Below are 19,426 nucleotides of genomic sequence, written 5' to 3' on the forward strand. Positions count from 1 at the left end.
AAGGTATGAAAAAAGGAGGAAGACATCATGAATGAATTGAAAAAAGTATTACTTGCAGGCATTGGATTGACTTCAATGACCATGGAAAAGGCGGATGCTTTTGTCAAAGACTTGGTTGAAAAAGGACGTTTGACTGTTGATGAAGGTAAGGAATTGCAGAGCGAATTGAAGCGCAAGGGTGAAGCGGAAGCTCAAGAGATTCTAAATAACCTTAATCAAAAAACACAGGCTGTCCAATACGCAACCAAGGAAGATGTCACTCGTCTCGAAGAAAAATTGAACAAAGTGCTTAGTAGCCTAACACAGGATAAAGATGAATAGGGAAGTTTATGGCAAATAAGCGCTTACGAGAAATTCTAGCAGTTTTCAGCTCAGTCGGCTTAACGACCCTAAAAGAAAATCGTAAACCGATGGAGGATCGCCTGGGACCCCAGAAATTAAAATCTGCATTCGAGCAATTGGGACCTAGCTTTATCAAAATCGGTCAAATTTTATCGACCCGTAGCGATTTATTACCAGAAGCCTATATTAAAGAGTTGAGTAAGCTCCAAGATGACGTTTTACCCCTGGAAAAAGAAGTGGTCATGTCAGCCATTAAGGTAGAAATTGGAGCACCGCTTTCATCAGCATTCCAATCGATTTCAGAAAAGCCTCTGGCTAGTGGCTCGGTTGCCCAAACGCACCGGGCTCAACTTTTTTCTGGTGAAGAAGTGATTGTTAAAATTCAGCGACCAAGGTTGGCGGAAATTGTTGAGGAGGACATCAGTCTCTTGATTCGACTAGCGCGGCATGTTCCCCGTCACCTATTTCCCATGGTGGATTTGCCAGATGTCTTGATGCAGCTGAAAGAGTCTCTCTTGGTTGAGATTGATTTTCGCAATGAAGCGGAAGCAATGCATCTCTTTGAAGAAAAAAACAAAGCTATCCGCTGTATCGCTGTTCCAAAAATTTATGACCAATTCACCACGCCTCACATGATTGTCGAGGAATATATCGAGGGGATTCCCATCAATCATTATCAAGATCTGGTTGAAGCGGGCTATAACTTGGAAGATATCGGTAAAAAATTGATGCTGAGCTTCATCAAGCAGGTCTTTAAAGACGGTTATTTTCACGGTGACCCCCACCCAGGTAATCTCTTGATTGCGGATAATAAGATTTATTTTATCGACTTTGGGATTATGGGACGATTGGAAACTGGCATGCGGGCGGCTCTAAATGACATTCTATACAGTTTTACTGCTCAAGATGTCGATGGCATGACACAAGCAATTTTGGCAATGACCAGTTTTGAGACGAGCATGAATAAGGCTGAGCTGACGCAAGATGTGGAGCGCATGATGAACAAGTATGCTAGCCTTGACTTAGGCGTCTTGTCCATCACGGATCTGCTGGAAGATTTGCTCAGAGTTTTTGTCAACAACCACCTCAAAGCCTCTGCTCAAATTACAATTTTGGAAAAAGCAGGGCTACAAGTTGAGGGGATTTTCAGGGAGCTAGCGCCAAAAATTGACTTGATGACCCTAGCCAAGAATTATTTCCTAGAAAATATGGGACCAGACATGCTTAAACAAGCTCTCAATAAAGAGACCATCTTGATTGAGCTGTTTTACCTCTTGAAAAACGGGAAAAATGTCCCCCGACGACTCAGCCAACTCTTGGAACAAATTCTAAACGGTCGGATTTTGGTCAATCATGACATTTACGATTACAACAATCGCATGAAAACCCTCAACAAAATGGTTAACCGTTTTGTGCTGACCGTCCTGTTTCTGGGACTCATTTTAGCGGCCAGTATTTTAGCGACTGTCCCCGAGATGGTTGTGATGTCGCGGAGCTTATTTGCTTTATCGGCTCTCATATTCGTCACCATTCTATTTAAGATGTCACTATGATTTTAGTGACATTTATTGATTATATAAAGCTTTAGGGGCGATTTATGGTTAAAATTATTGCAACAGATATCGATGGCACATTTTTGAGAAGCGACAAAACCTTTGATAGACCCCGTTTTGAAGGACTTTTAGGAAAAATGGCAGAGCATCAGATAGAGTTTGTGGTGGCTAGTGGCAATCAGCACTGCCATCTTTTGCAGCATTTTGCTGACTATCAAGACCGTATCAGCTTCGTTTCTGAAAATGGAGGTCACGTTATCGTCAAAGGAAAAACCCTGTTAGAAGAATTTATCAGCAAGGAAGCCATTTCAAAGTTGGTCACTTATATGGAGTTCAACTACCCAGAGGCGGTTATCAACTTGGCTGGAAAGTAGTCATCGTATCTTCCTCAATCAACTAACAGTATTGCACGGAAAGAATTAGAATATTATTTACCTAAATTAATTTATGTAAATAATCTACATCCAATTCCAGATGATGATTTCTTCAAAATGACTTTGCTGGTTCCTGATGAATTGACAGAACACATTCAAGCTGAAATAAATGAACAGTTCATAGTTTATGGCTTGTCCGCAACGACGAGTGGCTTTGGCTGTTTGGATATCATTCCAACTCATATGGACAAGTCTGTCGGATTGCAAGTCTTACTGGATTATTGGTAGTGTGGCTCCAATCAATTGATGGCCTTTGGCGATGGCGGTAATGATATTGAAATGCTGAGACTTGCTGGTCAGTCCTATGCTATGGCAAACGCTCCGCTATTGGTGCAAAATGAAGCAAAATATCTGGCTCCTTCAAATGATGATGGTGTTTTGTCGGTCTTGGAAGCATTTTTGACTGAGGAGGATTAGGATGACAGAGCTTGAAAAATTGGAGGTAGGTCTGCCTTATGATTTTACGGATTCCGAAGTGAACGGACGTAAACTGAACGCTGTCTTAGGCTGTCAACGTCTGAATCAGATTAGCGTTTTAGAAATAGCAGAGCGCCAAGCAGCAATTCGAGAGCTATTTGGTAGCGTGGGAGAAAATCCCAATGTTTTGCTGGTTTTTAATTGTAATAATGGTAAAAATATTCATGTCGGAGACGATTTTTTGATGAACTATAACGGGACGATTTTGGATATTCGACCAGTGACCATTGGTAATCATGTCATGATTGGTCCCAACACCTTGATTACAACAGTTGGGCACCCCTTATCTCCTCGAGGTCGTAGGGAACATTTGAGAATGGCAGAGCCCGTTATCGTTGGAGATGATGTGTGGATTGGTGGCAATGTTACCATCCTTTCGGGAGTGATCATTGGTAATAATGTTGTCGTTGCTGCTGGTGTGGTAGTAACTAAAGATGTCCCTAATAACTGTGTCGTCGGTGGCATACCAGCTAGATTCATAAAGACGATTGAAAATGATTTGTAGACATATCGGTGGATAGTATTAGTTTTTAGCAAGATAGTGTAAGAAAAGGTTTTCAAAAACGGTTATACTATAACCATAACGCAAAGAAAGCAAGGTAAATAGGATGACAAGTTCATTTCCAAAAGATTTTTTATGGGGTGGCGCAATCGCTGCTAATCAAGCAGAAGGTGCTTGGAATGTCGATGGACGTGGTCCTGCAAAAACAGATGTTACCACAGGTGGTAGCGTTGACGCACCACGATTTGTAACTTACATTGATAAAGATGGCAATCCAGGAAAAGCGCCAGCAATGGGACACAACGGGATTATTCCTGAAGGTGCTAAATATGCTGTGCTAGATAATGAGTATTATCCAAACCACTTGGGAGTAGATTTCTATCATCGTTACAAGGAAGATATCGCATTATTGGCTGAGATGGGCTTCAAGGTTTTCCGTTTGTCAATTTCTTGGTCTCGTATCTTCCCAAATGGGGACGAAACAGAACCGAACCAAGCAGGACTTGACTTCTACCGAAAAGTCTTTGAAGAATGTCATAAACACGGTATTGAGCCGCTCGTTTCCATGTGGCACTTTGACACACCGCTATATTTAGAAGAAAACTACGGTGGTTGGGGCAACCGTAAGTTGATTGATTTCTACGTTCATTATGCAGAGACTATTTTTACGGAATACAAAGATTTGGTGAAATATTGGTTGACTTTCAATGAAATCAATAACACGGTCATGTTCTTGGATATGTTTGGTGCTAGCGCTAGCGATGAAGCCTTCCAAGATGGCTACCAACAGTTACACTACCAATTTGTAGCAAGTGCCCGCGCGGTGAAATCAGGTCATGCCATCAATTCAGATTTTCAAATCGGTAATATGATTTGCGGCATCACGTTCTATCCAGCGACCTGTGATCCTAAGGATGTCCTGGCAAATCGTCATAAATGGGAGCAGGGGATTTATTATTGTGGTGATGTTCAAACAAAAGGAAAATACCCAACTTTTGCTAAACGGCTTTGGAAGGAACATAATGTTGCTTTGGATATTACAGAGCAAGACCTAGAAGACCTCAAAGAAGGTACTGTTGATATGTATACTTTCTCGTACTACATGTCAAATAATGTCACAACTCATGCGGATCAAGAGCAAGTTGCTGGGAACTTCTCAACAGGTGCTAAGAATCCCTACCTCACCTATTCAGATTGGGGATGGGGACTTGATCCACTAGGATTACAATACTATCTCGAAAAAGTGTATGACCGCTACGAATTGCCGATTATGGTGGTTGAAAATGGACTTGGTGCATTTGATACAGTAGAAGAAGATGGTAGCATTCATGATGATTACCGTATCGATTATTATAGTCCACATATTCAAGCGATGGAAGCTGCTATTGAAAATGGTGTCGATCTCCGAGGTTATACAACCTGGGGTTGTATCGGCCTTGTATCAGCTGGTACGGGAGAAATTCGTAAACGCTATGGATTTATCTATGTCGATGTAGACGATAAAGGACAGGGTAGTCTTGAGCGCTCACGCAAAGATTCATTCTACTGGTACAAGAAGGTTATCGCATCAAATGGCGGAGATTTAGACTAAAATAATAGGTTGAGCTAATCTCAATCTATTGGTATTTAAATACTAGCAGGAGAAAAGCATTGTTAGAAGTTATGGACCAGACACTCATGGATTATCAAAATCAGCGCTTGTTACGATTTCAAAGAGAAAATCTTAAAATTCCTAAAGATAGTATTATCTTCGTTGGAGACTCCATCATTGAATTTTTTCCCTTGAAAAAGCATCTCGGTCACGACCTCCCTTTGGTTAATCGTGGTATTGCTGGCGCTGACAGCCAGTGGCTGTTAGACCATCTTAAAGAACAGGTCTGGGAATTAGAGCCGGCAAAAGTCTTTATATTGATTGGCACCAATGACATCGGATTGGGATATGATGAATCAATAATTCTAGCGAATATCTCACAAATAATTGAGACTATCCGTAGTGAATCGATTTATACACACATTCATTTATTATCCGTGCTTCCGGTCAATGAATCACCTGACTATGCAGAACGGGTCAAAATTAGAAGAAATATAACAATTCAGTTTCTTAATATTCAGTTATCTCAATTACCAGGCATAGACTTTATTGACTTGTATCCAATCTTATTAGACGACACTGGTCAGCTAGCTCCAGCAATAACGACAGACGGTCTGCACTTGAACCAGAGGGGGTATGAACTGATCTCGGAAGTCTTAAAATTATATATTTAGTATTTCGATACCAAAGAAACTCAAACGGTGATTGATATGATAAAAATGATTGCAAGTGATATGGATGGAACATTTCTAGATGCCTCAGGAAGTTATGACCACGAAGAGTTCCATCGGTTAATAAAACGTCTGAGGGCTCAAGATATTTCGTTTGTAGTAGCAAGCGGAAATAGTATACCAAGACTACGAATGATGTTTGGTGATTTAGTAAACCAGCTTGATTTTGTAGCTGAAAATGGTGCTCACCTTCTCGTAAATGGAAAAACCGTTGCGCGTCATCAGATGTCAAAAAGTGATGTGACAGCTTTTCTAGATTATTTTGAGGGGCAGTATCAAGAGTTGAAAATTACCTTGACGGGTATCAATGGAACTTATATGGTAAAAGGGACAAGCTTTAAGGTTGATACCAGTAAAATCACACCAGAAGAAGCTGAGATTTTTATCCATTCTGTTCAAGAAGTTGAGTATTTAAGTGATATTTTGATGAATGATGATATTATGAAAATTTTCATGATGGCAGATTTAGAGAGTTGTCAAAGAGTTGAAGAACAGTTTAACCGACAATTTACTGGAAATTTGAGAGCCATCACAAGCGGCTTTGATACTGTTGACTTTATTCAAAAGGGAATTGATAAAGGTTGGGGACTAGAGCAGTTGATGGTTAAAGAAGGTATTGATTCGCGTCAGCTCATGGCCTTTGGCGATGGTGGCAATGACATTGAAATGCTGAAATTAGCGGGTCATTCATTTGCCATGGCTAATGCGACGGCCAATGTCAAACAAGTCGCTCGAGCTATTGCTCCAAGTAACTCTCAGAATGGTGTATTTCGCACTATTGAAGTCTATTTACAAGAAATTGAGAACTGAGTTTTAAAAGGATAGTACCAGTTTTTGACAGAATAGTGCCAGCAACTGGTTTTTTTTCTTGCTATACTGTAGGTATCACTAAGATATCACAAGGAGAATGATTATGACAAACTCAGTATTTCCAAAAGGCTTTTTATGGGGGGGTGCAACAGCAGCCAATCAATGTGAAGGGGCCTATAATGTTGACGGACGTGGGCTAGCTAATGTGGACGTGGTTCCAATCGGTGAAGACCGTTTTCCAATCATTTCCGGTCAAAAGAAAATGTTTGACTTTGAAGCTGGGTATTTCTACCCAGCTAAAGAATCTATTGATTTTTACCACCACTATAAAGAAGACATTGCTTTATTTGGCGAAATGGGCTTCAAGACTTACCGTATGTCAATCGCTTGGTCACGTATTTTCCCTAAAGGGGATGAGCTTGAACCAAATGAAAAAGGGCTTGAATTTTACGAAGATGTCTTCAAGGAATGCCATAAATACGGTATTGAACCGCTTGTTACCATCACCCACTTTGACTGTCCAATGTATTTGATTGAGCATTATGGTGGCTGGCGCAATCGTAAAATGATTGAGTTTTATGAACGCTTGGTACGTACTCTCTTTACTCGTTACAAAGGACTTGTTAAATACTGGTTGACTTTCAATGAAATCAATATGATTCTTCATGCACCTTTTATGGGGGCCGGGCTTTACTTTGAAGAAGGTGAAAATGTTGAAGAAACCAAATACCTCGCAGCCCATCATGAATTGGTAGCGTCAGCCTTGGCGACTAAGATTGCCCACGAAGTTGACCCTGAAAACAAGGTCGGTTGTATGTTAGCAGCAGGGCAATATTACCCAAATACATGTAATCCAAAGGATTATTGGCAAGCCATGAATGAAGACCGCTCTAACTATTTCTTCATTGACGTACAAGCGCGCGGTGAGTATCCAAATTATGCTAAGAAGCAGTGGGAACGCGATGGTATTTCCTTCGAAATTACGGATGAAGATTTGCAATTGCTCAAAGAAAATACCGTTGATTTCATTTCATTCTCTTACTACTCAAGTCGCGTGGCTTCAGCAGACCCAAGTTTGACGGATAAGACAGCTGGAAATATCTTTGATTCGCTCAAAAACCCATATCTTGAGGCTTCTGAATGGGGTTGGCAAATTGATCCACTTGGGCTCCGCATCACTTTGAATACCATCTGGGACCGTTATCAAAAACCAATGTTCATCGTTGAAAATGGACTTGGTGCAGTGGACACGCCTGATGAAAATGGCTATGTCGAAGACGATTACCGCATCGACTATCTTCGCGAACACGTGAAAGCTATGAATGATGCTATCAATGTCGATGGTGTAGAACTCTTGGGCTACACCACTTGGGGTTGTATCGACCTTGTATCAGCTGGTACGGGTGAAATGAAAAAACGTTACGGTTTCATCTATGTCGACCGTGACAATGAAGGCAAGGGAACGCTCAAACGTTCTAAGAAGAAATCATTTGATTGGTACAAACAGGTCATTGCAAGTAACGGTACTGAACTTGATTAAGTGGGTGATAAAAAGCTGGGCTAGTCCTGGCTTTTTTGGACTGTTAAAGATTGTTTAATCCACCCAATATAGTGTATAATAGACCGTAGTTACTATGAAGGAGTTCCTATGAAATTCGAGAAAAAACAAGTCTATTCCTTAGTGCTTGCTTTTATCATTTGTTTTGCTATTATTTCTTATTGGAATGCTGGCGCTAGCCTGATTTCAACCATCTATAAAGCAGGTTTTCCATTCTTGATGGGCGCAGGCTTGGCCTATATTGTCAATATTGTCATGTCTGCCTACGAGTCACTCTACACCAGATTATTTGGACAATTTAAAATCGTGATGGCTTTCAAAAGAGCCGTCTCAATGCTTTTGGCTTACGCAACCTTTATTGGCTTAATCATCTGGCTGTTTTCAATCGTCATCCCAGACTTGATATCAAGTATCAGTCGCCTATTGACCATCGATGCTAGCGCCATCACCAAATTCATCAATCAAGTCAACGATAATAAACAAGTTGCTAATGCCATGCAGTACCTCGGTTCAGACAAAGATTTGGTCTCAACCCTGACAGGATACAGCCAACAAGTCCTCAAGCAGGTTCTCTCTGTCTTGACTAATCTACTAACATCCGTGACGACAGTCGCTTCAACTCTGATGAATTTATTTATCAGCCTTATTTTCTCAGTTTATGTGCTGGCAAGTAAGGAGCAGTTGGGACGTCAATTTAATCTAGTCATTGATACTTATCTTGGCAAACACAGTTCTAAGTTTCATTACGTGAGACAAATTCTTCACCGCCGTTTTCATGGTTTCTTTGTTGGACAGACGCTAGAAGCTATGATTTTAGGGACACTGAGCTTTATCGGTATGACCATCTTTAATCTTCCCTACGCTGCAACGGTGGGCGTTCTGATTGCCTTCACAGCCTTAATTCCAGTGGTGGGCGCTTATATTGGGGTGACCATAGGTTTTATCTTGATTGCTACGGTATCCGTTTCAAAAGCTATTTTCTTCGTGATTTTCTTGGTCATCCTTCAGCAATTTGAAGGCAATCTGATTTATCCGCGTGTTGTCGGTGGCTCAATCGGTTTGCCTGGAATGTGGGTGCTTTTATCCATCACAATTGGGGCTTCGCTTGGAGGAATCCTTGGCATGATGATATCAGTCCCCCTATCAGCCAGTCTCTATCAAATGCTCAAAGATCATGTTGCCAAAAGACAATTGAAAAAATTGGATCAAAACTAGGATTTTCCTAGTTTTTTTTCGCTGTTCTCATTCCTAAAATGTTAAAATAATCTTATGACTAAACTAAACCTACTCTATTCCATCGATGATGCCTACGTTGACCAGTTTAAAGTGACCGTCTACTCGGTTTATCAGATGTCATCGCAGAAGCAACTGCACGTCTACGTTTTGCAAAAAACACTTCTGTCAAAGCATGAGGAAATATTGCGATTTTGTCAGACATTGGGTATTCATTACCATCCCGTTGTCATCGGGGAAGAGGCATTTTCAGATGCACCGACCACGGACCGCTATCCAGAGACCATCTATTATCGCCTGCTGGCCCATGAATATCTGCCACAGGATTTAGACAAGATTCTCTACATGGACGCTGACATCCTGTGCCTGAATGACATCCTTCCCCTCTATGAGACCGATCTTGGGGACAAGCTCTATGCGGCGGCCAGCCATATCTCAGACTCTAATATTCCTGACTTAGTCAATAAGCTGCGCCTAGGAAATTATGAAGCGGGGAGCTATTTTAATTCTGGTGTTCTCATGCTCAACCTCACTGCCGTCCGCAAGGAAGTCAAGCGACAAGATATTTTGAACTACATCGCCAATAAAGGCCACCTCTTAGTCCTGCCCGATCAGGATGTTTTGAATGCACTCTATGGTCACAAAACTATGTTAATCCCAGACCAAATTTACAATTTTGATGCTCGCTACAGCATTCTCTATCAAGCGAGAAGTGGTGGTATTTGGGATTTAGACTGGGTAATCGGACATACTGTCTTTCTTCATTTCTGCGGTCGAGACAAACCTTGGAAAAAAGAATATCGCAGTCGCTATGCTGCGCTTTACAAACATTATCAGCATCTTGCTCAACTTATCTAGGTGCAAAAGAGTCTGAGACAAAGATAGTTTTCAGCCACAAAAAAGGCTAGAGATTTCCAATTGTGGAACTCTAGCTTTTTAATTTTGAATTGTTCTCTTATTGTATTTTATGAGGTTATTGGCCATGAGAACTAATCCCATGTCAATCTTAACCTGTCGTTTGCCTCTCAGATTACATCTCTTGTAACCCAAACAAGCCTTTATCTGCCCAAAGACAGGTTCCACATCAATCTTACGTTGAGCGAAAATCTGTCTACCTTCGGGAGATAAAAGCGCCTGACATTCTTTAGCTTTTAAGTGTTGATAGCGTTCGTTGATATATAGTCCCTTTTGAGGGGCTGATTCAGGTTCATCAGCGTAGTAAACCTTGATTTCCTGTTGAAAGTCCGTCTGTGTTTTTTGATGTTTGGTATGGTGAAAACGATAGCACCAGCCGTCAGGATGTGTGTAGCTATCCTCCTTGTCATCATAGTGCCAATTTGCTAAGTTTCTAGCTGACTGTTTATACCCTTTCTTCTGTTCTTGATCAAACATGGCATATTTAATCAGATGGTTCACCTCATTTTCATCTAAACGAAGGAGGTTCTCTTCACTTCCATATCCGGCATCTGCGACAACTGTCTTTACGTCATGTGGATAGGTTTCAAGTAAGGGCAGGAGAGTCTTGGTATCTGTCGGATTTGAGAAGACATCATAGTGAAGAACAAATTGGTTTTCAGTAGCGATTTGAAGATTATAACCAGCTTTGAGCTGACCATTCTTCATGTGGTCTTCTTTCATCCGCATAAAAGTGGCATCTGGATCGGTTTTAGAAAATCTGTTACGCCCGTCAAATGTCTCTTGATAGCTCTCATATTTTTTAGCGCGTACTGAAAAATCATCCTTGACTTTACGCAGGACTTTCTTGAGTTTCCGACGTTGAGGTTTACGTTTGTCCTTCCCTTTAACGGGAGTCTCCTCAATGTCTTGGCTCAGTTTTTCCAATTCTTCTTCAAGGACTTGAGCGAATTCAAGCAACTGTTCTGAGGTAATCGATTCTTTTTCATCCAGCGCAATCGCCTGATGGATAAGGGGTGTGATTTCTTCTTGGAAATAGACCTGTATCTGTTCTTGAAGTTTGACGGAAAACTTGTCTGTGGCCTTTTTCCACACGAAACTATACTTGTTAGCGTTGGCTTCAATCTTAGTCCCATCAATAAACAGACAATCTAAGGTCACTAACTCTTCCATTTTTAAACGAAGATTGAGGTCGATGAAAAGATCACGAATGAGGTCTTCCATCCCTTCAGCGACACGAAAACGATTGATGGTGCGATAGCTGACAATCAACTGTCCTGTTAGGTACTGCATAGCCAGATTTTCAATCATCATTTTTTCGATTTTTCGACCAGAGAAAATCCCTTGTGAATAGGCAAATAGAAGAGTAGATACAAGCATTTTAGGGTGATAAGACGGGCGACCAAAGGCATGATAGAAGGCGTGGAAGTGACAATCCTCCAAGGTATTCACCACTTTTTCAATGGTAAAGACAAGATGGTCTTGTGGTAAAATGCAAGCAAGTTCTAGTGGTAAAGTCGTTTGATTTGTGTTATAGTGAATGTGCATGGGATAGCCTTTCTAAATGGTTTATTGAGCAATTCTATTTTACCAAGACTATCGTAACCATGCAAAAAAGCAACGGCAAATCCGTTGCTTTTTTGATAAAATCGAGACACTATTGTCCCAAGCTCTTGTTTGTCAAAGCTAGACCTGACAACTCAGTATGTTGGTTGAGTAAGGTACAGATTAATGATTCTTTAGTTTACTCTTTATCATTCCATACGAATAGAGCACCTACAGCATTAATGATGTAAAAAATGTATTTACCAATATTGGCAAAATTACCTTGGATACTAGCTTTTGATAATTGTACGAAATTGTAAACCAACCAAAATTCCCATTGGGTTGTTAATTTAAGAGCATTTAAGGCATTAGCAATCAATGAAAGCCCAAATGCAATCGTTGTGACGTAAGCAAGGAGATTCATCTTGCCCCCATAGCCAATATAGTTTGTTGCAAAGGCAAATAGGAAAGCTAGGACTGAAATAATAACGGCTGCCCACTTCAATTGTTTTTGGTTCATTTTGTTTGGTCTACCTTCTTGTGAAGCTTCCCATTTCTTAATGGCAAAGGTATAAATAAGAAAGGTGACGGGATAGGTGATAATCGCAGCCTTATTTCCGAGGATATAATCAATGGTACCAGATAAGATTGTATTGACGATTCCGAAATAATTACCCCATTTACTCAATTTACCAGTAAAACGAGTGGACAACATTGAAATCCCAACATTAGTAACGGAAATGAGTCCAAACGGAACCAATGCAGTCCATTGTCCCCAATCAACAAACTTGTCTAATCTTGAATTAAGATAGCCGGATGTAATCGCAATGCCGACAACTAGAGCTACACCAAAAAGGTCAAACCATTTTGAAGTGGCAAAAACTTTTAGTGATTTTTTCATAGATGGTCTCCCTCCTCTTAGTTGCGGTCATTCTACACCTAAAAAAAAGAAAAGTCAAGTCATATAGCAAAGAGTCTGGGACAAAAAGTTCTCAGTCATAAAAAGGGACTATTGTCCCAGGCTCTTTTATTTTGCCTTTTTTCTGCGAATAATAAAAGTGGAGGTAATCACATGTATTCAATTGCACTAAAAAAAGAGGCTCTGTTGCCTCGTGAACGTTTGTTAGATTTGGGAGCAGAACAGCTAAGTAATCAAGAATTGTTGGCCATCTTATTACGAACAGGAACCAAGCAAAAGCCTGTTTTAGAAATATCGACACAAATTTTGGAGAATTTAACCAGCCTAGCAGATTTTCAACAATTATCCTTACAAGAATTACAAAGCATTCAGGGTATCGGGCAAGTTAAATCGATTGAAATCAAAGCCATGTTAGAACTAGCCAAGCGCATTCAGAAGGCAGAATACGACCGAAAAGAGCAGATTCTAAGCAGCGAACAGCTAGCTCGCAAAATGATGTTAGAATTAGGGGATAAGAAGCAGGAGCATCTAGTAGCTGTTTATTTAGACACCCAAAATCGGATTATCGAGCAAAAAACAATTTTCATCGGGACAGTCCGTCGGTCAGTGGCAGAACCACGAGAAATTCTCTACTATGCCTGTAAAAACATGGCCACGTCAGTCATTATCATCCATAATCACCCGTCAGGTAAAGCCTACCCTAGCGAAAATGACCTGCGCTTTACAGAAAAAATAAAACGATCATGCGACCACTTGGGCTTGGTTTGCCTGGATCACATCATCGTTGGAAAGTCTGAATATTATAGTTTCCGTGAAGAAACGGATATTTTATAGCTTGTTGACAACATAATTGAAGAGGGCTTGGTCTTGAGGACGACTAGCCGCCAACAATTCAGGGTGCCACTGCACACCAAGAAATGGGAAAGCCTGATTCTTGAATGTGACTGCCTCAATTGTATGGTCTGGGGCATAAGCAATCGCTTCCAGTGGCGTAGCTAATTTTTTAATACTCTGGCGGTGAATAGAATTGATAGTTGAATACTGTCCATAAATATCACGTAACACAGACCCTTCTTCAAACACGACCTCATGCGACGGTGCTTGAGCCACCTCAGGTTGCCAGTGCCCCTTGATGTCCTGATAGAGATTGCCACCTAAGGCAACATTCATCAACTGTGTCCCACGACAGATGGTGAAAAGAGGTTTTTTCCTTGCCAAAGATTCATTGATGATAGCTAGTTCAAAGTTGTCACGTTCCTCTAAGAAATCATCATCAAGGGCGTGATTTTCTTCACCATAGATATAAGGGTCAACATTTTGCCCTCCAATGACAATGATTTTATCAACCATCGATACGTAAGCTATAGCAGACGTCACATCCCCAATCGGAAGCATGAGAGGGAGACCGCCAGCCTCTGCGACACTATTGATAACATCAGTTGGTACGTAAGACCAGAGTGTGTTATCTTGAGAATTATTGATGCGTTGATTAGCTGTGATACCAATGACTGGTTTGGACATAAGGTCTCCTTATTTTTGATTCATGAAATAAAGTAGCGTTTGCAATTCGCTAGTAAGGTCAACATATTGGACGATGACATCTTTTGGCACGGTGAGGTGAACAGGTGAGAAGCTTAAAATACCTTTAATACCAGCCGCTGTTAAAGCCTCCGCAACTTCCTGAGCCTGGGCACTTGGCACGGTGAGGATAGCTGTTTCAATATGTGTCTGATTCAAATGCTCCTCAAGTGTCGAAATGCCATAAATCGGAATGTCATCCTCAGTTTTTGTGCCAACTAATTCGTTATCATCACGGTCAAAAGCCATTGCAATCTGCATTTTATTGCGATCGTGGAAACGGTAGTGAAGTAGGGCACGACCAATATTTCCGCAACCAACAAGCATAACATTGGTCGTTGAATGGTCATTTAGAATATCTGCAAAAAAGTTCATCAATTTTTTGACATCATATCCGAATCCACGGCGACCAAGTTCACCAAAATAGGAAAAGTCGCGACGAACGGTTGCAGAATCAATCCCCATAGCATCTGCAATTTGTTTAGAACTAGCCTTTTCAATATTATCGGTATTAAACCGTTTAAAAATACGATAATAAATAGATAGCCGCTTAGCAGTTGCCTTCGGAATAGATTTATCAATAGCCACAATATCATCTCCTTTGAGAATTACTTTATATGAGACTGCGATACTAGCAGTCTAACTGTGAGGGAAAATTCCTAAGCATCACTATTGTATCAAAATGTTTGTGAAATTTAAAACAAAAGGAATAGGAAATCCATAAAAATATTTCTGAAAACCCTGTTTTCATTTCTAATGAATAGCGCAAAAGACATGCCAGACTAATGCTAGTTTGACATGTCTTTTTGTATGATGGAACTTAGCTTAACGTTCCTTTTTTGTAAAGATATCACGTTCTACAAGGCTATCCATAAGAAAATAGAATTTATCTTGTAAAATCTTGTGTTTTTCTGATTTGAAAATATTAACCAGACGAAGACCAGATTTATCAGTAATCGCTAATTTAAAGCCATTGAGGTCTTTATTGATAGTGATTTTCAATGGGAATCCATCACCTGAGTTTGGAACTTCTTCCAAAAGTCGTGTCAATTCATAATTGCCGATATGCGTTTGCGTAAAAGTGGTGTCACGAAGTGTGAATTTTTTGACGTTAGGGTTAATAGCATAGCTAAAACGGCAGTCAGGTAATACAATTTCTTTTTCAAATGCCATATTATTTTCCTACAATTTCTTTTAGTTTTTGTGCTAATTGGGTGACTTCTTCGATGGTATTCACATCTGAGAAGCTAACACGAATAGACTCTTGAAGTCGTGCAGAATCCTTGCCATACATACTCATCAAAACATGACTTGGGTCAACTGTACCAGCAGTACAAGCAGAGCCAGTTGAAATAGCAAAACCAGATAAATCAAGCTGAGTTAAGAGTAAGCCATTATTCTGTCCTGGAAACCCGATATTTACAACGTATGGCATAACCTTATCGGTGGCATTAACATAAAAATCTAATCCTTCAAGCTCACTCAAGAAAGTTTCTTTCAACTGTGAAATATGCTTCCAGTTATCAGCTTGATGAGCCTGGCTATCCGACAATGCTTGTGCCATCCCAGCAATACCAATCATATTTTCGGTACTAGCGCGACGTTTTTCTTCCTGTTCGCCACCATGAAGCAAGTTGTCAAAATGAAGTGGTGTAGTGTAGAGAATACCAACACCCTTTGGTCCATGGAACTTATGAGCAGAAGCAGATAAGAAATCGATGCCAAGTTCTTCAGGATTGATAGACACTTTCCCAAAAGCTTGGACAGCATCAACATGGAAAACTGCCTGATGGTCTTTCAAAATCTGACCAACCTCAGCAATCGGAAGAAGGTCGCCAGTTTCATTGTTTGCAAACATCATTGAAACCAAAATCGTATCATCGCGAAGCGCTTTTTTGAGGCTGTCAGCTGTAATACGTCCATTTTCAGGTTTCAAATAAGTGACTTCAAAACCAAATCGTTCTTCCAAGTATTGCATGGTATGCAGTACAGAGTGATGTTCAATCTCCGTCGTGATTAAATGTTTACCCTTAGCTTGATTAGCGAGGGCGTAGCCTTTGATAGCGGTGTTATTACTTTCAGTCCCGCCAGATGTAAAGATAATTTGACGAGGATTTGTTGAAAGGTAATCAGCAATAATTTGTCGGTTTTGTCGCAAACGGTGATTGGCTTTTCGACCAAATGCGTGGATGCTAGATGGGTTTCCAAAATCCTCCGTCATTACTTCTGCTATGCTATTTATAACAGAAGGCGTCAGAGGAGTAGTGGCAGCATTATCAAGATAAATCATGACTTATCCTTCTTGGTCTGAATGGTATGAAAAGAGTGGGCTAAGTGGTTTGCGTTCGTGAATACGGATAATAGCGTCAGCAATCAATTGACTTGCTGAAAGGTATTTCACATTTTCAGGCACGCGCTCTTTAGAAAGTACTGAATCCGTTACGATAATTTCTTGGATAGGAGAGGCTTCAAGAATGTCAGCTGCGCTACCAGCAAAAAGTCCATGGCTGGCAACAGCAAAGATATCAGTAGCACCACCGCGTTCCAAGATTTTAGCAGCTTCAGCAAATGTTCTACCTGTATTTAAGATATCATCAATGATAATTGCTTTTTTACCTTTTACCTCACCAATAATATAGCCTTCTTCGCGATGTGAGTCATCTTGTGCATAATCAATGATAGCGATTGGTGCATTGAGATGTTCAGCTAGGCTACGAGCACGTTTGATACCAGAATTTTTTGGACTAACGACAACGACGTCTTCACCAACCAAGCCAAGATCAATGTAATATTCTGCAAAAAGAGGAACAGTGAAGAGGTTATCAACTGGAATGTCAAAGAAACCTTGAACTTGGACCGCGTGTAAATCAAGTGTTAGGACACGATCAACACCAGCTTTTACAAGCATATTAGCGACTAATTTAGCAGTAATTGGTTCACGAGAAGCCGCAATACGGTCTTGACGTGAGTAACCGAAGTAAGGAATAACAACGTTAACGGTGTTAGCACTGGCACGTTTACAAGCATCAATCATAATCAATAATTCCCAAAGGTTATCATTTACTGGGAAACTTGTTGATTGAATAATGTAAATATCGTCCCCACGAACAGTTTCTTCAATGTTAATCATGATTTCACCATCAGAGAATTGACGAGAAGAAACTTTACCAAGTGGGATACCAGCAACTTGGGCGATTTTTTCAGCAATATCTCGATTTGAGGTTAGCGAGAAGAGTTTGATTTGTTTGTCGGCGTATAATTCTGCCATGGTAAAAGTGAGCTCCTTTTAATTGATACCCTTATTCTACCAAAAAATAAGAAAAATTTCACTTTGGAAAATAATAAAAAGCCTTGCATTTTTGTAGGTTATTTAGTATCATTCTAATTAAGAAGGTTATTTAGAATGATACTAAATAAAGGTGCTTTATCATGCGATTAAGAAAATTTATGTTAACTTTGATGGTTGGGGCTTTTGCCTTAATATCTGAATTTATTTTTCATCAATCTGGTATAGCTTATCTTATTGTTGCAGTTGCTGGTGGTTTTCTTGCTCTTATCATGTTAATCGATATGATTAAAACGCTTAGAGAAGGAAAATATGGTGTTGACATTCTTGCTATTACGGCAATCATTTCAACCTTGGCTGTTGGTGACTACTGGGCCAGTTTGATGATTCTTATTATGCTCACAGGAGGCGAAAGCTTAGAAGAGTATGCCAGTAAGCAAGCTAGTCGTGAATTACAAGCCTTACTTGATAATTCTCCTCGTCAAGCTCATTGCTTACGCGATGCTAATGTGGTAGATGTGCCAGTTGACCAAGTTCAAATTGATGATATTGTTTTGGTTAAACCCAATGAAATTGTGCCAGTTGATGGTGTTCTTATCAAAGGAAACTCTAGTCTTAACGAAGCATCCTTGACAGGTGAATCTGTTCCAGTAGATAAGACAATTGGAGACGAGTTGCTTTCTGGTTCTATCAATGGTGACCAAGCCATTCAATTTAAAGTCACAAAACTTGCCAAAGATAGTCAATACCAACTCTTGGTTAATTTAGTACGACAATCGGAAGAAGAGCCTGCGCATTTTGTGCGTTTAGCAGATCGCTACGCTGTGCCATTTACCATTGCGGCCTATGTGATTGGTGGTTTTGCTTGGTTTGTCAATAAGGACCCGATGCGATTTGCCCAAGTTTTGGTTGTAGCATCACCTTGCCCATTAATTTTAGCTGCTCCGATTGCGCTAGTGGCAGGGATGAGTCGATCTAGCCGAGAAGGGGTAGTTGTTAAGTCTGGTACTACATTTGAATTGTTGGCTAAGGCAAAGACGGTCGCTTTTGATAAGACAGGTACGATTACAAGTGGTGTGCTAGAGGTCGACGGTATTTTCCCTTATGGCATTTCTGAAGAAAAATTGCTGAGCTTAGCAGCTAGTGTCGAACAAGAGTCATCTCATATTCTTGCTCGGTCTTTGGTTAATTTCGTCACTAACCGTGGGCTTCCTTTGGAATCAGTCAGTAACGCGACTGAAATCACAGCCAAGGGAATTTTAGCTAAAATCGGACAAAATAAGGTTTACGTCGGTAAAGCAGCTCTAATCCCAGATGTCCCCAAAGACATCAAGACAAGTCAAACAACAATCTACGTCTCTGAAAATGACATTTTCCTTGGTTACATCACCTTCAAAGACACTATCCGCCCAGAAGCTAGAGATACCATGGCTAAATTAAAAGCCCTCGGTGTCAAGAATTTGCTCATGCTGACGGGAGATAAAGCCGTTATCGCTAAGCAAGTCGCAAAGGAAGTGGGAATTACAACCATCCATGCTGATTGTCTGCCACAGGATAAAATCATGCACTTGAAGGAAGTTCGTAAAGATGACCGACCAGTAGTCATGGTTGGCGACGGTGTCAATGATGCACCTGCCCTAGTAGTAGCAGATGTTGGGATTGCTATGGGAGCGCACGGCTCAACTACTGCTAGCGAAAGTGCAGATGCGGTCATTCTGAAAGATGACTTGAGTCGCCTTTCAACGGTTGTTGACATTTCACAAGATACTATCAAAGTTGCTAAACAGTCTGTTTTACTTGGCTTATTCATCTGTATGATTTTGATGTTAATTGCTAGCACGGGTATTATTCCGACCTTGCTTGGGGCTATTTTTCAAGAGGTTATTGATACCGTGTCTATCTTATCTGCTCTTCGTGCTCGTCGGGATGTCAAATAAAAAAATCAGGAATCC

19 protein-coding genes and 1 pseudogene are annotated in these 19,426 nt (G+C 40.5%); 13 read left to right on the plus strand and 7 right to left on the minus strand.

Going from position 1 to position 19,426, the window contains the following annotated elements:
• The first annotated feature begins 27 nt into the window (after positions 1-27).
• The 11 genes and pseudogenes from IYQ92_RS00120 (at position 28) to IYQ92_RS00165 (ending at position 10,089) form a co-directional block, all read left to right on the plus strand.
• On the plus strand, positions 28-321 hold the full coding sequence (locus IYQ92_RS00120; protein WP_195674750.1) for a phasin family protein: 294 nt from the start codon (positions 28-30) through the stop codon (positions 319-321).
• 8 nt (positions 322-329) lie between these two features.
• Entirely contained in the window at positions 330-1,895 is a 1,566-nt protein-coding gene (locus tag IYQ92_RS00125) for an ABC1 kinase family protein (RefSeq protein ID WP_195674751.1), read from the plus strand.
• 44 nt (positions 1,896-1,939) lie between these two features.
• Positions 1,940-2,557, plus strand: a pseudogene (locus IYQ92_RS00130) (HAD hydrolase family protein).
• An 18-nt stretch (positions 2,558-2,575) separates the two neighbouring features.
• On the plus strand, positions 2,576-2,746 hold the full coding sequence (locus IYQ92_RS10120) for an HAD hydrolase family protein (protein WP_229311241.1): 171 nt from the start codon (positions 2,576-2,578) through the stop codon (positions 2,744-2,746).
• Complete coding sequence (locus IYQ92_RS00135) at positions 2,742-3,311, plus strand: sugar O-acetyltransferase (protein WP_195675046.1); 570 nt, start codon at positions 2,742-2,744, stop codon at positions 3,309-3,311. The genes IYQ92_RS10120 and IYQ92_RS00135 overlap by 5 nt, the downstream gene beginning before the upstream one ends.
• A gap of 103 nt (positions 3,312-3,414) precedes the next feature.
• Complete coding sequence (locus IYQ92_RS00140) at positions 3,415-4,899, plus strand: family 1 glycosylhydrolase (protein WP_195674752.1); 1,485 nt, start codon at positions 3,415-3,417, stop codon at positions 4,897-4,899.
• A gap of 59 nt (positions 4,900-4,958) precedes the next feature.
• Complete coding sequence (locus IYQ92_RS00145) at positions 4,959-5,573, plus strand: SGNH/GDSL hydrolase family protein (RefSeq protein ID WP_229311243.1); 615 nt, start codon at positions 4,959-4,961, stop codon at positions 5,571-5,573.
• A 36-nt stretch (positions 5,574-5,609) separates the two neighbouring features.
• Entirely contained in the window at positions 5,610-6,440 is an 831-nt protein-coding gene (locus IYQ92_RS00150) for a Cof-type HAD-IIB family hydrolase (RefSeq protein ID WP_195674753.1), read from the plus strand.
• A 103-nt stretch (positions 6,441-6,543) separates the two neighbouring features.
• Positions 6,544-7,980 carry a 6-phospho-beta-glucosidase gene (locus IYQ92_RS00155; protein WP_195674754.1) on the plus strand — a complete coding sequence of 479 codons (1,437 nt, stop codon included), beginning with the start codon at positions 6,544-6,546 and terminating at the stop codon, positions 7,978-7,980.
• A 108-nt stretch (positions 7,981-8,088) separates the two neighbouring features.
• Positions 8,089-9,213, plus strand: a complete 1,125-nt coding sequence (locus IYQ92_RS00160) for an AI-2E family transporter (protein WP_195674755.1) — start codon at positions 8,089-8,091, stop codon at positions 9,211-9,213.
• A 54-nt stretch (positions 9,214-9,267) separates the two neighbouring features.
• On the plus strand, positions 9,268-10,089 hold the full coding sequence (locus IYQ92_RS00165) for a glycosyltransferase family 8 protein (RefSeq protein ID WP_195674756.1): 822 nt from the start codon (positions 9,268-9,270) through the stop codon (positions 10,087-10,089).
• A 78-nt stretch (positions 10,090-10,167) separates the two neighbouring features.
• Here IYQ92_RS00165 and IYQ92_RS00170 read toward each other — a convergent pair whose 3' ends face one another.
• Together IYQ92_RS00170 and IYQ92_RS00175 are read right to left on the minus strand one after the other, a co-directional pair.
• Entirely contained in the window at positions 10,168-11,694 is a 1,527-nt protein-coding gene (locus tag IYQ92_RS00170) for an IS1182 family transposase (protein ID WP_195674757.1), read from the minus strand.
• A 196-nt stretch (positions 11,695-11,890) separates the two neighbouring features.
• Complete coding sequence (locus tag IYQ92_RS00175; protein ID WP_195674758.1) at positions 11,891-12,592, minus strand: nicotinamide mononucleotide transporter family protein; 702 nt, start codon at positions 12,590-12,592, stop codon at positions 11,891-11,893.
• A 171-nt stretch (positions 12,593-12,763) separates the two neighbouring features.
• Here IYQ92_RS00175 and radC point away from each other — a divergent pair, with 171 nt between their 5' ends.
• The gene (radC, locus tag IYQ92_RS00180; RefSeq protein WP_195674759.1) at positions 12,764-13,444 is read left to right on the plus strand and encodes a RadC family protein; all 681 of its coding nucleotides are present in this window, start codon (positions 12,764-12,766) and stop codon (positions 13,442-13,444) included.
• On the opposite strand, the gene IYQ92_RS00185 is transcribed toward radC, so the two are convergent.
• The 5 genes from IYQ92_RS00185 to IYQ92_RS00205 form a co-directional block, all read right to left on the minus strand.
• Positions 13,439-14,131: a gamma-glutamyl-gamma-aminobutyrate hydrolase family protein gene (locus tag IYQ92_RS00185; protein WP_195674760.1), complete on the minus strand. Its 693-nt coding sequence runs from the start codon at positions 14,129-14,131 to the stop codon at positions 13,439-13,441. The two genes, radC and IYQ92_RS00185, sit on opposite strands and share 6 nt — an antisense overlap.
• A gap of 9 nt (positions 14,132-14,140) precedes the next feature.
• Positions 14,141-14,776 carry a redox-sensing transcriptional repressor Rex gene (locus IYQ92_RS00190; protein WP_195674761.1) on the minus strand — a complete coding sequence of 212 codons (636 nt, stop codon included), beginning with the start codon at positions 14,774-14,776 and terminating at the stop codon, positions 14,141-14,143.
• A gap of 237 nt (positions 14,777-15,013) precedes the next feature.
• Complete coding sequence (locus tag IYQ92_RS00195; protein WP_195674762.1) at positions 15,014-15,361, minus strand: DUF1831 domain-containing protein; 348 nt, start codon at positions 15,359-15,361, stop codon at positions 15,014-15,016.
• A gap of 1 nt (position 15,362) precedes the next feature.
• Positions 15,363-16,478 (minus strand): cysteine desulfurase family protein, encoded by a 1,116-nt coding sequence (locus IYQ92_RS00200; protein WP_195674763.1) that lies wholly within the window; start codon positions 16,476-16,478, stop codon positions 15,363-15,365.
• Between the two features lie 3 nt (positions 16,479-16,481).
• Positions 16,482-17,456 (minus strand): ribose-phosphate diphosphokinase, encoded by a 975-nt coding sequence (locus tag IYQ92_RS00205; RefSeq protein WP_195674764.1) that lies wholly within the window; start codon positions 17,454-17,456, stop codon positions 16,482-16,484.
• A 158-nt stretch (positions 17,457-17,614) separates the two neighbouring features.
• Between IYQ92_RS00205 and IYQ92_RS00210 the strand changes: the two genes are divergently transcribed.
• Positions 17,615-19,411 carry a heavy metal translocating P-type ATPase gene (locus IYQ92_RS00210; RefSeq protein ID WP_195675048.1) on the plus strand — a complete coding sequence of 599 codons (1,797 nt, stop codon included), beginning with the start codon at positions 17,615-17,617 and terminating at the stop codon, positions 19,409-19,411.
• The last annotated feature ends 15 nt before the right edge of the window (positions 19,412-19,426 follow it).

The sequence above is a fragment of the Streptococcus sp. HF-1907 genome (genome assembly GCF_015594605.1).
Lineage (GTDB): Bacteria > Bacillota > Bacilli > Lactobacillales > Streptococcaceae > Streptococcus.